This window comes from Enterovirga sp. GCM10030262, assembly GCF_042666435.1.
GTDB lineage: Bacteria > Pseudomonadota > Alphaproteobacteria > Sphingomonadales > Sphingomonadaceae > Allosphingosinicella.
On record NZ_JBHTDC010000001.1, the window covers coordinates 1,134,525 to 1,148,299 of the forward strand.

9 protein-coding genes and 1 tRNA gene are annotated in these 13,775 nt (G+C 66.6%); 5 read left to right on the plus strand and 5 right to left on the minus strand.

Features of this window, described 5'->3' with window-relative positions:
- Positions 1–82 precede the first annotated feature (82 nt).
- From ACFQRC_RS05545 to ACFQRC_RS05555, 3 genes are read left to right on the plus strand one after another with little or no spacing between them, the layout of a single operon-like run.
- Complete coding sequence (locus tag ACFQRC_RS05545; RefSeq protein WP_379958689.1) at positions 83–1,858, plus strand: N-acetylglutaminylglutamine amidotransferase; 1,776 nt, start codon at positions 83–85, stop codon at positions 1,856–1,858.
- Positions 1,858–3,636: an N-acetylglutaminylglutamine synthetase gene (gene ngg, locus ACFQRC_RS05550; RefSeq protein WP_379958691.1), complete on the plus strand. Its 1,779-nt coding sequence runs from the start codon at positions 1,858–1,860 to the stop codon at positions 3,634–3,636. The genes ACFQRC_RS05545 and ngg overlap by 1 nt, the downstream gene beginning before the upstream one ends.
- Positions 3,617–4,768 carry an osmoprotectant NAGGN system M42 family peptidase gene (locus tag ACFQRC_RS05555; RefSeq protein ID WP_379958693.1) on the plus strand — a complete coding sequence of 384 codons (1,152 nt, stop codon included), beginning with the start codon at positions 3,617–3,619 and terminating at the stop codon, positions 4,766–4,768. The genes ngg and ACFQRC_RS05555 overlap by 20 nt, the downstream gene beginning before the upstream one ends.
- A gap of 142 nt (positions 4,769–4,910) precedes the next feature.
- Here ACFQRC_RS05555 and ACFQRC_RS05560 read toward each other — a convergent pair whose 3' ends face one another.
- A complete protein-coding gene (locus ACFQRC_RS05560) occupies positions 4,911–6,602 on the minus strand; it encodes a hypothetical protein (protein WP_379958695.1) in 1,692 nt (563 codons plus the stop codon).
- A gap of 153 nt (positions 6,603–6,755) precedes the next feature.
- A tRNA-Gln gene (locus ACFQRC_RS05565) sits at positions 6,756–6,829 on the minus strand.
- A 146-nt stretch (positions 6,830–6,975) separates the two neighbouring features.
- On the opposite strand from ACFQRC_RS05565, the gene ACFQRC_RS05570 reads away from it, so the two are divergent.
- Together ACFQRC_RS05570 and ACFQRC_RS05575 are read left to right on the plus strand one after the other, a co-directional pair.
- On the plus strand, positions 6,976–8,028 hold the full coding sequence (locus ACFQRC_RS05570) for a Ppx/GppA phosphatase family protein (RefSeq protein ID WP_379958697.1): 1,053 nt from the start codon (positions 6,976–6,978) through the stop codon (positions 8,026–8,028).
- Complete coding sequence (locus tag ACFQRC_RS05575; protein ID WP_379958699.1) at positions 8,025–8,702, plus strand: RlmE family RNA methyltransferase; 678 nt, start codon at positions 8,025–8,027, stop codon at positions 8,700–8,702. Before ACFQRC_RS05570 ends, ACFQRC_RS05575 begins: the two co-directional genes overlap by 4 nt.
- A gap of 105 nt (positions 8,703–8,807) precedes the next feature.
- Here the strand turns inward: ACFQRC_RS05575 and ACFQRC_RS05580 are convergent, their stop codons facing one another.
- The 3 genes from ACFQRC_RS05580 to ACFQRC_RS05590 form a co-directional block, all read right to left on the minus strand.
- Positions 8,808–9,506 carry a DsbA family protein gene (locus ACFQRC_RS05580; RefSeq protein WP_379958702.1) on the minus strand — a complete coding sequence of 233 codons (699 nt, stop codon included), beginning with the start codon at positions 9,504–9,506 and terminating at the stop codon, positions 8,808–8,810.
- A gap of 65 nt (positions 9,507–9,571) precedes the next feature.
- Positions 9,572–10,954 (minus strand): M48 family metalloprotease, encoded by a 1,383-nt coding sequence (locus tag ACFQRC_RS05585; protein ID WP_379958704.1) that lies wholly within the window; start codon positions 10,952–10,954, stop codon positions 9,572–9,574.
- Positions 10,955–11,050: 96 nt separating this feature from the next.
- On the minus strand, positions 11,051–13,564 hold the full coding sequence (locus ACFQRC_RS05590; protein WP_379958706.1) for an Rne/Rng family ribonuclease: 2,514 nt from the start codon (positions 13,562–13,564) through the stop codon (positions 11,051–11,053).
- Positions 13,565–13,775: the final 211 nt, after the last annotated feature.

Below are 13,775 nucleotides of genomic sequence, written 5' to 3' on the forward strand. Positions count from 1 at the left end.
TTCGGCCCCGTGCGGTTGTAATGACCGTCCACATCCTTACCCTTGGAGCCATGCCGAACATTTTCAACGAGGCCCGCTGCCCATGTGCGGCATAGCGGGCGAAATTCATTTCCGGGGCGGCATTGCCGATGCCGGCGCGGTCGCCAGGATGATGGCGAGCCAGGAGCGGCGCGGGCCGGATGCCTGCGGCCAGCTGATGCGCGGGCGCGTGGGGCTCGGCCACCAGCGGCTCAAGATCATCGATCTGTCGGACCGCTCCGCCCAGCCGCTCAGCGATCCCGAGCTGCTGCTCGACATCGTCTTCAATGGCTGCATCTACAATTACCAGGCGCTGCGCGGGGAGCTGGAGACGAAGGGCTACCGCTTCTTCTCGGGCGGCGACACGGAGGTCATCCTCAGGGCCTATCACGCCTGGGGCACGGACTGCGTCAAACGCTTCCACGGCATGTTCGCCTTCGCCATCCATGAGCGCGAGAGCGGGCGCGTGGTGCTGGCGCGCGACCGGTTCGGGATCAAGCCGCTTTATTATGCGGAGGCGCCCGAACGGCTGCGCTTCGCCTCGACCTTGCCCGGCATCGTCGCGGCGGGCGACGTGGATACGTCGATCGATCCGGAGGCGCTGCAATTCTACATGAACTGGCACGCCGTGGTGCCGCCGCCCTGGACCATCCTGAAGGGCGTCCGGAAGATGGCGCCCGCCACCGTGCGCGTCATCGAGGCGGACGGGACGAGCCAGGAGCATGTCTATTGGGACCCGCCCTTCGGCCTCGGTGCCAACGACGCCGATCGAAGCAAGGATGATTGGGAGAATCTGCTCCTCTCCGCTCTCCGCACCGCCGTCGAGCGGCGGATGGTCGCGGACGTCCCGGTGGGGGTGCTGCTCTCCGGCGGCGTCGATTCCAGCCTAATCGTCGGGCTGCTCTCCGACATGGGCCAGCATGGCCTCTCCACCTTCTCGATCGGCTTCGAGGAAGCGCATGGCGAGAAGGGCGACGAGTTCCGATATTCCGACCTCATCGCCAACCATTATGGCACCGATCACCACCAGCTCTTCATCCCCTCATCGGACCTGTTGAAGGAGCTGCCCGGCGCGATCGCAGCGATGGCCGAGCCGATGGTAAGCTACGACAATGTCGGCTTCTACCTCCTCTCCCGCGAGGTGGCGAAGCACATCAAGGTGGTGCAGTCCGGCCAGGGCGCGGACGAGATATTCGGCGGCTATCACTGGTATCCGCCGATGGCCGGCGCCAGTGATCCGGTGGCGACTTACGCCAAGGCCTTTTTCGACCGGGATGCGGAGACGCTGAACCGGCAACTGGGGCCGGACTGGCGGAACGGCAGCCTGCCGCTTGAATATGTACGCACCCATTTCGCCCGGGCCGGCGCCGGCGACTCGGTCGCCAAGGCGCTGCGAATCGACAGCAATGTCATGCTGGTCGACGACCCGGTGAAGCGCGTCGACAACATGACCATGGCCTGGGGGCTGGAGGCGCGCGTCCCCTTCCTCGACCATGAGCTGGCCGAGCTCGCCGCGCGCATCCCCTCGGAGATGAAGCTCGCCGGTGGGGGCAAGGGCATATTGAAGGACGTCGCCCGCAAGGTGATCCCGTCCGAGGTGATCGACCGGCCCAAGGGCTATTTCCCCGTGCCGGCGCTCAAATATATCCAGGGGCCGTATCTCGACCTCGTGCGAGACGCGCTGACCAGTCAGGCGGCGAAAGAGCGCGGCCTGTTCGACCGGGGCTATCTCGACACCTTGTTCGACGATCCCACGGGGCACATCACTCCGCTCAGGGGCTCGGAGCTGTGGCAGGTGGGGCTGCTCGAACTCTGGCTCCAGCAGCAGGGCGTGGGCTGATGCGCCGCCCCCGCCACGGACGCAGCCAGGCACGGCTCGAACGTGCCCATCGCCAGCATCATTATGTCGAGGGCGAGCGGCCCGAGCCGAATGCGATCGTCGATTGCGGCTGGGGCCGTCTGCTTTTCGCCAACACGTTCGACGACGTCGAAACGCTCGTCTCCGAAATCCACGCCGAGGGGCCGGAGCAGCGCGACATCGCCATCTATGTGAGCGACCCGCATGTCCTCATCGGCACCGCCCCGGCGGAGCTATTCCTCGACCCGTCCCACACCTATCGGCTCAACCTCACCACCTGGCGCGGATGGGACCGCAAGCCGTCGGGCTTTTTCGTACGGCGCATGATCCCGGAGAATGACGCGGAGGCGGTCAACCGCCTCTATGCGCTGAGCAACATGGTCCAGGTCCGTCCCGACTTCTTCGAGACACGCGGCGAGCGGCGCGAGCTCGTCTATTTCGTCGCCGAGGACGAGGAGACCGGGGCGGTGATCGGCACCGTCACGGGCGTCGATCATGTCCGCGCGTTCGACGATCCGCAGAAGGGCTCCTCGCTCTGGTGTCTGGCGGTCGACCCGCAGGTCGGCCATGCCGCGGTCGGCGAGGCGCTGGTGCGCTGGCTCGCCGAGCATTTCATCGCCCGGGGGGCTTCGTGCATGGACCTGTCGGTGCTGCACGACAATGAAGGCGCGATCGCGCTGTACGAGAAGCTCGGCTTCGCCCGCCTTCCGCTCTTCTCGGTGAAACGCCGCAACGTCATCAACGAACGGCTGTTCGTCGGCCACGACCCGGCCAAGGACATGAACCCTTACGCCCGCATCATCATCAACGAGGCGCGGCGCCGGGGCATCGGCGTCGACGTGCTCGACGCGGCGGGCGGGTTGTTCCAGCTCTCTTCCGGCGGCCGCGTCATCAAGTGCCGCGAGAGCTTGAGCGAGCTGACCAGCGCCGTCGCCCTCTCCATCTGCGACGACAAGGCGCTGACCCGGCGCATCGTCGAGTCCGCGGGCGTGAGCGTTCCCGAACAGGTCGAGGCGGACGACGCGGACGCGGTGAAGGCGCTGCTCGATCGCCACGGATCGCTGGTCGTGAAGCCCGCGCGCGGGGAGCAGGGCCGAGGCGTAGCGGTGGATCTGGACACGATGGAGAGCATCGCAAGCGCCATTGAGATCGCGTCGGCGCATTCGGGCCGTGTTCTGGTCGAGAGCTATCACAAGGGCGACGACCTCCGGCTGATCGTCATCGGCTACAAGCTCGTCGCCGCCGCGATCCGCCGGCCGGCCGAGATCGTCGGCAACGGCCGGGACAGCGTCCAGACGCTGATCGAAAGGCAAAGCCGCAGGCGGTCGGCGGCGACGGGCGGCGAATCCACGATTCCGCTCGACGCCGAGACGAAGCGCTGCGTCGCCAGGGCAGGCTATAAGCTAACCGACGTGCCGGAAGAGGGCGCGGCCTTTTCGGTGCGAAAGGCGGCCAATCTCCATACCGGCGGGACCATCCACGACGTCACCGCGATCGTGCATCCGCGCCTGGTCGAGGCGGCCATCACGGTGGCGCGCGCGGTGGACATTCCCGTGGTTGGGGTCGACTTCATCGTCGGCAGCCCGACCGAGCCGGACTATGTCTTCATCGAAGCCAATGAACGGCCTGGCCTCGCCAATCACGAGCCGCAGCCGACCGCGGAGCGGTTCATCGACCTCCTGTTCCCGATGAGCATGCCGGCAGCCGCCCGCGACAGCTTCAGCCATCCAAGGAGGAACGATGTCTCTCCGGGCCATTGATACCGACTATCTGAAGGAGCAGCTCAAGGCCCTCCTCTGTATCCCCAGTCCGACCGGCTACACGGACACGATCGTTCATTATGTGAGCGAGGAGCTCGGGCGGCTCGGCATCGACCACAATGTCACGCGGCGGGGCGCCATCCTCGCTTGCTATCGCGGCAAGCAGGTCGAGGGCGCGCGCGCGGTGGTCGCCCATCTCGACACGCTCGGGGCGACGGTGAAGCGGATCAAGGATAACGGGCGGCTGGAGCTGGTGCCGATCGGCCATTGGTCGTCGCGCTTCGCCGAAGGGGCGCGGGTGACGCTGTTCACCGACGAGGGCAGCTTCCGCGGCTCGATCCTGCCGCTGAAAGCCTCCGGCCATACCTTCAACGAGGAGGTGGATACGCAGCCGGTCGCCTGGACCCAAATCGAGGTTCGCATCGACGCCGACAGCTACGACCGCAAGAGCAGCGAGGCGCTGGGCGTCCATGTCGGCGATTTCGTCGCCATCGACCCGCAGCCGGAATTCCTCGACAACGGTTACATCGTCTCGCGCCACCTCGACGACAAAGCGGGTTGCGCGGTCTCGCTCGCGGCGCTGAAGGCGATGGTCGACAGCAAGATCGAGACCCCGGTCGACGTCCATTTCATCTTCACCATCACCGAGGAGGTGGGATCGGGCGCCTCATCGGTGCTGCTCGACCATGTCGTCTCGATGGTGTCGATCGACAACGGGACCACCGCGCCGGGGCAGAACAGCTCCGAATTCGGCGCCACCATCGCCATGGCCGACCAGGTCGGGCCGTTCGACTATCACCTGACGCGCAAGCTCATCCGCCTGTGCCAGGAGAATGACATCCGCCACCAGCGCGACGTCTTCCGCTATTACCGTTCCGACAGCGCCTCGGCGCTCGAAGGCGGCGCGGATGTGCGCACCGCGCTCATCACCTTCGGCATCGACGCCAGCCACGGCTATGAGCGCATCCATATGCATGCCCTGAAGTCGATCGCCGAACTGACGGTGCTCTACGCCGCGAGCGAGGTGGAGATCAGTCGTGACGTCGAGGAACTGGGCGATATCGAAGGCTTCACCGACCAGCCGCGGGAGCCGGCGCCCCGCCATGAGGACGTGCCGGCGCCGCCGGAATGACGCGGCTCATAATTGTCGAATGGCGGCGCCTCGCCGGAGATGGCCGACGCAGGCCGTTCCCCGGCGAAAGCCGGGGTCCAGCGGGGCCGCCGAACTGGACCCCGGCTTTCGCCGGGGAACATGAGGCCCGATCAGTGCCGCCTTACACCGACTCCGGGTATATGGGCTGGATGTCGACCGGGATGTCCGACGTATTCTCCAGCACCGTCCGGGCATTCTCGTCGAGTCGGGCGTAGCGTTCGAAGAAGGCCTTGGTGCCTTCATAATCGCCATTGCCCTGCAGCCGGACGAGATCGGCGACGAGGGCGCCTATGCCGGCTTCCAGCTTGTCATAGTCGATGCGGTAGCGCTGCCGGGCCGCGTCCCATTCGAAGGCGCCCTTCTCCTTCAGATAGCTGTACTGGACGGCGGCGCCCCTTCCGTGCGCTTCCTCGATGCCGAAGCGGACGGCGCGGAAGATGCCGGCGAAATAGGTCGCCAGCGCCTGCTCGCGCTCGGCGGCGGGAAGCTCGCCGCGTTCCATCATGTAGACGATATTGTAGACGCCCATCACGTCCGCCTTGGCCTCCTCGCTTGCGGAATAGACTTCCTTCAGCTCGGCGTTGACCGTCGTCTCCCGCCCGTCGACATTGATCGTCCCCGGCCCGAGGCTGTGCGACAGCTCGTGGAACAGGGTCTCGTTGGTCATATATTTCTTGCTGACCAGCGCCGCTTGCTCCGGCACCAGGATGAACGGCGCCATCGGCGCGAGGATGCGGTCATATTTGGCGCCGAGCACGTTCGCCAGGATCACCTTCTTGGCGCCCTTCGCCTCCCGCACGCGTTCGTCGTTGGGCAGGTTGAAGGCGATGGTCTGGACGCCCGGCACGTTGTCGCCGCCGCCATGGACCTGGTCGGCGACCAGGATCGGCGATTCGAAGCCGCGCTGGAAATTCTTGTAGCGGTCCTCGACCGGGAGATTGGCCTCCATGTCGCGGAGCATCGCCTTATATTTGTCGAGGGCGCCGCTCGCCTCGGGGTCCTTGACCGTGACGAAAGCTTCGAAGGCGGTCTTGGTGCCGTAGAGCCGGTCGGTATAGACCTCGTAGGGGCCGATGACGATCTCGATGGGCGTGCCCTCAAGGTCCATCCAGGCGAGCTCCGACTCATAATATTCGTTGGTCCGGAAGGCCTCGGCGCGAAGGGTGAGGAAGCGTTTCAGGCTGGCATTGATGGTGATGGCGGCGGCCTGCTCCAGCAACTTGGCGGCGGGCTCCAGCCACTCGCGATATTCCTCGCTGTAAGGCACTGCGACGAGGCCGTCGCCTTGGCGGCGCACCACATCATGGCCGCTGGTCAGCGCCTCGCGCTGGTCGGGATGGGCGGCGAGATAGGCATCGAACTCCGCCTTGGTGAGGTCGGTCGGATAGAAGCCGGCGCCTTCCGGCCATGCCTGGTCGCCCCAGAAAGGATGGTTTTCAGCGAGCGTGTCCCACGGCCCGTAATGGAGGTCGTACATGTCGAGCAGAAGCGCCTGATCGGCGCGGCGCGTTCCTTCGATGGCCGAGCGGATCTGCGGATTTTCGACGAAGCGCTGGCGAAGGTAGATTTCGTCCATCAGCCCGGCGGCCTGGATGAGCAAATTCACCACCCGCCGCTCCTCTTCATTGAGGAAGCTGGTGTCCGGGTTCATCTCGATGCGGGCGATCTTGGCGCGCTGCGCGGCAAGGTCATATCCGGCCTCGGCGGGGGCGGGGGCGGGGGCTTCGGAGGCGGCGGACGGCGGGGGCGCGACGGCCACGGGGGTGGTACAGGCCGTCGTCGCCAGCAGCGCGGCCAAGATCGCAATGCGCATCATTCTCTCCTCGAAACGCCTATGGGCGCCGTCCTAGCCTCAAGTTCCGCCGATTGAAACGGCGGCGGCACGGCTTTCGCGACGACAACGCGTCGATCTCTCCGCCGTATCCGGCGGGCGTTCAGAGCGACGGCTCGCGGTCGATGAGGAGGCTGGATGCCCGACGAGGATTCGAACCTCGATTGACGGAGTCAGAGTCCGTAGTCTTACCATTAGACGATCGGGCAGCGAGGGGCGCGAAATAGGCGGCGGGGCGGAGGCTGTCAACGCTCCTCCCCGCCTTGCGCTTGCCCGGATGCGGCTTTCCCTATAGTCTGGCGGCAAGTCAAAGGCGGCGATCCGTCGCCTGAACGAAAACATAAGAGTTATGAGCATGGCGCCAACTGCCGCCACGGCTCCGCGAGCGCCGGAACCCGCGCCGGCTCATGCGGCCCCGCTCCGCCCTCCCCAGAGGCGGTATCCGCCGCGTCACACCTATGGCGCGCTCGATCTCGGCACCAACAATTGCCGATTGCTGGTCGCGCGGCCGATCGACAATGGGTTCACCGTCATCGACGCCTTTTCCAGAGTCGTTCGGCTGGGCGAGGGGCTGGCGGCGAGCGGCCGGATCAGCGACGCGGCGATGGACCGGGCGCTCTCCGCTCTGTCCGTCTGCGCCGACAAATTGCGCCGCCGGCGCGTCTCGCTGGCCCGCTCGGTCGCGACCGAGGCGTGCCGCCGCGCCGTCAACGGCCGCCATTTCGTCGAGCGCGTCCATCGCGAGACCGGCATCGCGCTCGATATCATCGCCCCCGAGGAGGAAGCGCGGCTGGCGATGCTCGGCTGCCACCGCCTGCTCGAGCCCGGCGAAGGCCCTGCCCTCATCTTCGACATAGGCGGCGGCTCCACCGAGCTCATCCTGATCGATACGGTCGATGAAGCGCCGCGCATCGTCAGCTGGTGGAGCGCGCCCTGGGGAGTCGTTTCCCTGACCGAGAGCGAGGGCCGCGACTTCGACGATGCCGAGGAGCGCCTCGCCGCTTATGGGAGAATGCGCGAACGCGTCCGCCACGCCTTCAGCCGCTTCGCCGAATTGCTGCCGGCCCGTAAGGAGAATATCCGCCTGCTCGGCACCAGCGGCACCGTCACCACCCTGGCCAGCGTCCATCTCGCGCTGCCGAGCTACGACCGCCGCGCCATAGACGGCCTCATGGTCCCCGCCGATTCGATGCGCGAGATCAGCTGGATGATGTCGCGCATGTCGCTTGCCGAGCGCGCCGAACTGCCCTGCATAGGCCATGAGCGCGCCGACCTGGTGGTGGCCGGCTGCGCGATCCTGGAGGCGATCATGGACATCTGGCCCGCGACGACGCTCGGCGTAGCGGACCGCGGCATCCGCGAAGGCATATTGCGCTCGCTGATGGCGCGCGACGGCCACGCGATATGACCGCCTCGGGCAAAAACGGCGGCCTGCGAACGCGGGTCAAGACCGCCAAGGGGCGCAAGATCGGCTCGACGCGCTGGCTCGAACGGCAGCTGAACGACCCCTATGTGAAGCGCGCTAGGGCGGAAGGCTACCGCTCGCGCGCCGCGTATAAATTGATCGAGCTGGATGAACGGTTCGGATTTCTGAAAGGAGCGAAAAGGATCGTCGACCTTGGCATCGCCCCGGGCGGGTGGAGCCAGGTGGCGCGGCAGCGGCTGCCGCAATCCGCGGTGGTCGGCATCGACCTCCTCCCCACCGACCCGCTCGACGGAGTGACGATCCTCCAGATGGACTTCATGGACGAGAAGGCGCCGGACCTCCTGAAGGAGGCGCTCGGCGGCCCCGCCGATCTTGTCCTGTCCGACATGGCGGCGAACACGGTCGGCCACCCGCAGACCGACCATCTGCGCACGATGGCGCTGGTCGAGGCGGGCTTGCTCTTCGCCACCGAGATACTGCGCCCCGGCGGCGCCTTCGTCGCCAAGGTTCTGGCGGGCGGCGCCGATTCGGCTTTGGTGGCCGAGCTCAAGCGCAACTTCATGTCGGTGAAGCACGCCAAGCCGCCGGCGAGCCGCAAGGGCTCCTCGGAATGGTATGTGGTGGCGCAGGGTTTCAAGGGCGGGACGGAAGGCTGACCTTCCCGTCATTCCAGCGAAAGCTGGAATCTTTCTTTCTCGAGGACGGAAGTGAGATCCCAGCTTTCGCTGGGATGACGTTCGTTTTCGCCCCGCCGACGTCGTTTATTCCGCCGCCCGCGCCTCGGCGATCGCTTGCTTCAGAGCGTCGTAGCCGACGGCGCCCTGAAGAACCTGGTCGCCGACGACGAAGGTCGGCGTGCCGGTGGCGTTGACGGCGCGGGCGAGCTCGTAATTCTTGTCGATCTCGGCGCGGGCTTCGGCGGCGGGGACAATGGTGGTGACGCCGACGGCCGCCTTCGCCTCGGCGATGTTGGCGGCGGTGGGACGGCCGAGCGAGAAGAGCGTTTCGTGGAACTCGCGGAAATCGCCTTCCCTGGCGGCGGCGAGACTCGCTTCGGCGGCGACCTGGCTGTCGGGTCCGAGCACCGGAAGCTCGCGCCAGACCACCTTGAGCTTGTCGTCCTCGGCGAGCAGCCGATCGATGTCGGGGTTGCTCTGGCGGCAGAAGCCGCAGGCATAATCGAAGAATTCGACGAGCACGACGTCACCGTCCTCCGCTCCCGCCCAGGCGCCGGCGAAGGGGGTCTCGTAAGCGGCGCGGTTGCCGTCGATCGCCTGGGCGAGCTGCCGATCCTGGAGGAGCTGGACGGCTTCCGGGATGATCTCGGGATGGGCGAGGATATAGTCGCGGACGATCCCTTCGATGCGCGCGCGATCGGGATCGGCCGCGCCGACGCCGCTCTGGCTCGCCAGCGCCACCGCGACGCCGCCGATCAACACGCCGACAAGGCCTGCCCCCAAGGTCTTTCTCCGATCGCCTGAAATGCGCTCAATCGCGCCGCGGAAGGCCCCGCCCGAGCCTGCCACTAGTCGTTCTTTTCCTTCTCCACCGCGGCGCGGGCGACCATCGCGATGTCCTGCGCGCGGATCCAGTCGGGCGTGCCGGTCGGGATGCCCTTCATCGCTTGCTCGGCGCTGGCCAGCGCCAGCTTGGACCGGCCTTCGAGATTATAGCGTTCGGCTGTGGCGAGCGAGGCCCGGGCAAGATCGCCCTCGCGGTCGTAGACGATGCCGAGCTGGTACCAGGCGAAGGGGTTGCTGTTGTCGCGCACCACCGCGGCGCGCAGCACCTTCTTGGCTTCCTCAAAATTGCTCTCATCCTCCGTCGCGATGAGGGCGTGGCCGAAGACGGCAGCGATGAGCGGCTGGTCCGGCGCCAGGGTGACCGCCCTGCGCAACGATATCAGCGCTTCATCGGGCTTGCCCGATTCGAGCAGAATCTGGCCCTTGAGCTCCAGGAAATAAGGATCGTTCGGCTGGTCGCGCAACAGGCTGTCTATCTCGGCATTGGCCTTCTCCGGATAGGCGCTCTTGTGCCAGGCATAAGCGCGGGCGTAGCGGCCGGGAATGCTCTTGTCGGTCTCGGGATATTTGATCAAAGTCTGCCGGGGATCGAGGACATAGCCGGCGAGCTTCGCCTTGATCCGCTGGAACCGCGCCTCCAGTTCGGGATCGCTCGGTTTGTCCCAGGCCGGGTCCGCCTTGTAGATATTCTCCAGCATCGACATGCGCTCGCCGGTCAGCGGATGGGTGCGGGCGTAGGCGTCCTCCTGCGGGATAGCGAGGCGGAATTCCTGGTTCTGGAGTCTCCGGAAGAAGGCGAGCGAGCCCTTGCCGCTGATGCCCGCCTTGCTGAGGAAACTCGCGCCGGCCTGGTCGGTCGACGATTCCTGGGTGCGGCTGTAGGCGAGGAACTTGCCGATCGCCGCCTGCTGGCCCGCCGCCATGACGCCCATGCCGGCTTCGCCCGCTCCCGCCGCCATCGCCGCGGCGCCGAGCAGCAAGGACAGGATGGTGATCCCGGTCGCGACCTTCACGCTCTCGCCGAAACGCATGATATGGCCGCCGGTGATGTGGCCGATCTCGTGCGCGACCACGCCCTGCACTTCGTTGGCGCTCTCGGCCGCGGTGATCGTGCCCGAATAGATATAGACGATCTGTCCCCCGGCGACGAAGGCGTTGATCTCGTTGCTGTTCAACAGGACGATCTCGACATTCTCCGGGCGCAGCCCCGAGGCTTCGACCAGCGGCCGCGCCATATCCTCGAAGAAGGCCTCGGTCTCGGCGTCGCGGAGCACCGACTGGGCCATCGCCGGCTGAACAGCGACGGCGAAGCTCAGCGTCAGCAGCATGAGCCAGCGGGCAAGGAAATTTCCGCGCCCGCACAGCGCCTGTGAAGCTTCAGCCATGGTTCGCGCTATCCTCGTACCCGCCTGAACGCCGGATTAAACCCGGGTCGAGGGCCAGCCTATCAGAGGCCCCGACCCGGGTACAGGAATAGGCGCTCAGCCGCCGAACGTGCGCTGCCACCAGCCGCGGCGCGGCGAGCCATCCTCGTTCATGCCTTCGTCCTCGGCGCCCGGCATTGTGTCGGCGGACTGCCGTTCGAGCACCGGAGCCTCGGGCGCCGCGGACGCCTCGGGAGGCTTCTTGGCCCGGCTGCGCCGCTTCGGCGCCGGCTTGTCGGCCGTCTCTTCGCGGTCATTGGCGGCCGACGGCGCGTCGGGCTCCACTTCCGCTGCGACGGGTTCGGGCGTTTCCGTGGCTTCCGGAGCCGCCTGCGGCTCGGCCTTCTTCCGGCGGCCGCGTCTGGGAGTGGGAGCGGGCTCCTCGGCCATTTCGGGGACCGGCTCGATCGCGGCTTCAGGCTCGCTCGCCGCAACGGCTACCGCTTCGCCCTCGGAAGGCTTGCGCGCGCGGGGACGGCGGCGCGCCTTCCTCGGCGGCTCCTCGCTTTGCTCCGCGATCTCGGGAGCGTCGGCCTGCTCCGCCGGCACGCCGGTTTCTTCGGCGAAGGTCGCTTCGTGCGCTTCGCCATCCTGCTGCGGCTGCTCGCCTTCCTCGCCGCCGCGACGGCGGCCGCCGCGGCGTCCGCGGCGACGCCGCCGCTTGCGGCCCTTGTCGCCTTCGCCGTCGTCGGAACGCTCGCGGGACGGGCGGCGCTCGCCGCGCGGCTCCTTTTTCTTCTCGCGTTCTTCCTCTTCTTCCTCTTCGATCTCGTCTTCCTCCTCCTCGATTTCATCGAGGACATCCTCCTCATCGACGGAGGGGGTGGCGGGAGCCTGGACGCGCGGACGCTCGGCCGGCGGCGGGCCGACCGATTCGACGCTCATCTTGGCCCCCTCGAAACTCTCGTCGATCAGCACCTCGACGATCACGCCGTAACGCGCCTCGATCTCGCCAATCTCGTGCCGCTTGCGGTTGAGCACGTAGACGGCGGCCTCGCGGCCGGCGCGCAGCACGATGCGGCTGCCGCGGCCGCGCGCGGCCTCGTCCTCCAGCATCCTGAGCGCCGACAGGCCGGCCGAGGACGCCGTCCGCATCAGACCGGAGCCCTCGCAATGCGGGCACGGCTTGGTCGAGGCTTCGAGAACGCCGGTGCGCAGCCGCTGGCGGCTCATCTCCATCAGGCCGAAGGACGAGATGCGGCCGACCTGGATGCGGGCGCGGTCGTTCTTCAGCGCCTCCTTCATTGCCTTCTCGACCTTGCGGATATGGCCGTTCGATTCCATGTCGATGAAGTCGATGACGACGAGGCCGGCCATGTCGCGCAGCCTGAGCTGCCGCGCGATTTCGTGCGCCGCCTCGATGTTGGTGGCGTAAGCGGTCTGCTCGATATTATGCTCGCGGGTCGAGCGGCCCGAGTTGATGTCGATGGAGACGAGCGCCTCGGTCGGGTTGATGACCAGATAGCCGCCGGACTTCAGCTGGACGAGCGGCTGGTACATGCCCGACAATTGATCCTCGACGCCGTGGCGCTGGAACAGGGGCACCGAATCCGCATAGGGCTTCACCCGCCGGACGTGGCTCGGCATCAGCAATTTCATGAACGAGCGCGCGGCCTTGTAGCCCTCGTCGCCCTCCACCGTCACTTCATCGATGTCGCGATTGTAGATGTCGCGGATGGCGCGCTTGATGAGGTCGCTGTCGCCATAGACCAGAGCCGGCGCCGACGAGTGCAGCGTCTTGTCGCGTATTTCGTCCCACAGGCGCGCGAGATAGTCGAAATCGCGCTTGATCTCGGTCTTGGTGCGGGAAAGGCCGGCGGTGCGGACGATGCAGCCCATCGTGCGCGGCAGATTGAGGTCGGCCATGATCGCCTTGAGGCGCTTCCGGTCGGCGCCGTTGGAGATCTTCCGGCTGATGCCGCCGCCGTGCGACGTGTTGGGCATCAGCACGCAATAGCGGCCGGCGAGGCTCAGATAGGTGGTGAGCGCCGCGCCCTTGTTGCCGCGCTCTTCCTTGACGACCTGGACGAGCAGCACCTGCCGGCGGCGGATGACGTCCTGGATCTTGTAGCGGCGCCTGAGATTCTGGCGCTTGCGGCGCAGCTCGTCCGCGGCATTTTCCTCGGGCGCGCTCTCGGCCGCTTCGGGCTGGGCCGGCGCATCGTCGTCGGACGCTTCGCCTTCCTCGCCTTCGCCTTCGGCGGACTCGGCGTCGTCACGGTCATCCTCGTCGCCTCCATCCTCGTAGCGGCGGTCCTCGGCGGCGCGCAGGCGCTCTTCCTCGGCGGCGTGCTCGGCCTCCTCGCGAAGCAGCGCCTCGCGATCCTCCTTCGGGATCTGGTAATAATCGGGATGGATTTCGCTGAACGCCAGGAAGCCATGGCGATTGCCGCCATAATCGATGAACGCCGCCTGCAGCGACGGCTCGACCCGCGTGACCTTGGCTAGATAGATATTTCCCTTGAGCTGCTTGTGCTCGGCGGATTCGAAATCAAACTCCTCGATCCGGCTTCCCTTGACCACGGCCACCCGGGTTTCTTCCTGGTGGCGCGCGTCTATCAACATGCGCATTGTCATTCATTTCACTCCACGCGCGCGCCGCCGCCGGGGGGCCGTCGCCGAACCTGCGGCTCGACGAAATTCCCCGCCGGGCGAGGTGGTGCGCGCGTTCGAAAAAGGACGAAGGCGCGGCCGGTGCGGCGCGCGCCTCGATTGTCCGGGTTAAACAGAAAAGTGCCTCTGCCGCGTCAGGCCGTCCGGTCATCGATGCCGGCCGCGCTGT

What these genes read in the sequence shown, in the direction of transcription:
- ACFQRC_RS05545 (WP_379958689.1), top strand. Translation starts at nt 83, where the DNA reads ATGTGCGGCATAGCGGGCGAAATTCATTTCCGGGGCGGCATTGCCGAT.
- ngg (WP_379958691.1), top strand. Translation starts at nt 1,858, where the DNA reads ATGCGCCGCCCCCGCCACGGACGCAGCCAGGCACGGCTCGAACGTGCC.
- ACFQRC_RS05555 (WP_379958693.1), top strand. Translation starts at nt 3,617, where the DNA reads ATGTCTCTCCGGGCCATTGATACCGACTATCTGAAGGAGCAGCTCAAG.
- ACFQRC_RS05560 (WP_379958695.1), bottom strand. Translation starts at nt 6,602, where the DNA reads ATGCGCATTGCGATCTTGGCCGCGCTGCTGGCGACGACGGCCTGTACC.
- ACFQRC_RS05570 (WP_379958697.1), top strand. Translation starts at nt 6,976, where the DNA reads ATGGCGCCAACTGCCGCCACGGCTCCGCGAGCGCCGGAACCCGCGCCG.
- ACFQRC_RS05575 (WP_379958699.1), top strand. Translation starts at nt 8,025, where the DNA reads ATGACCGCCTCGGGCAAAAACGGCGGCCTGCGAACGCGGGTCAAGACC.
- ACFQRC_RS05585 (WP_379958704.1), bottom strand. Translation starts at nt 10,954, where the DNA reads ATGGCTGAAGCTTCACAGGCGCTGTGCGGGCGCGGAAATTTCCTTGCC.
- ACFQRC_RS05590 (WP_379958706.1), bottom strand. Translation starts at nt 13,564, where the DNA reads ATGCGCATGTTGATAGACGCGCGCCACCAGGAAGAAACCCGGGTGGCC.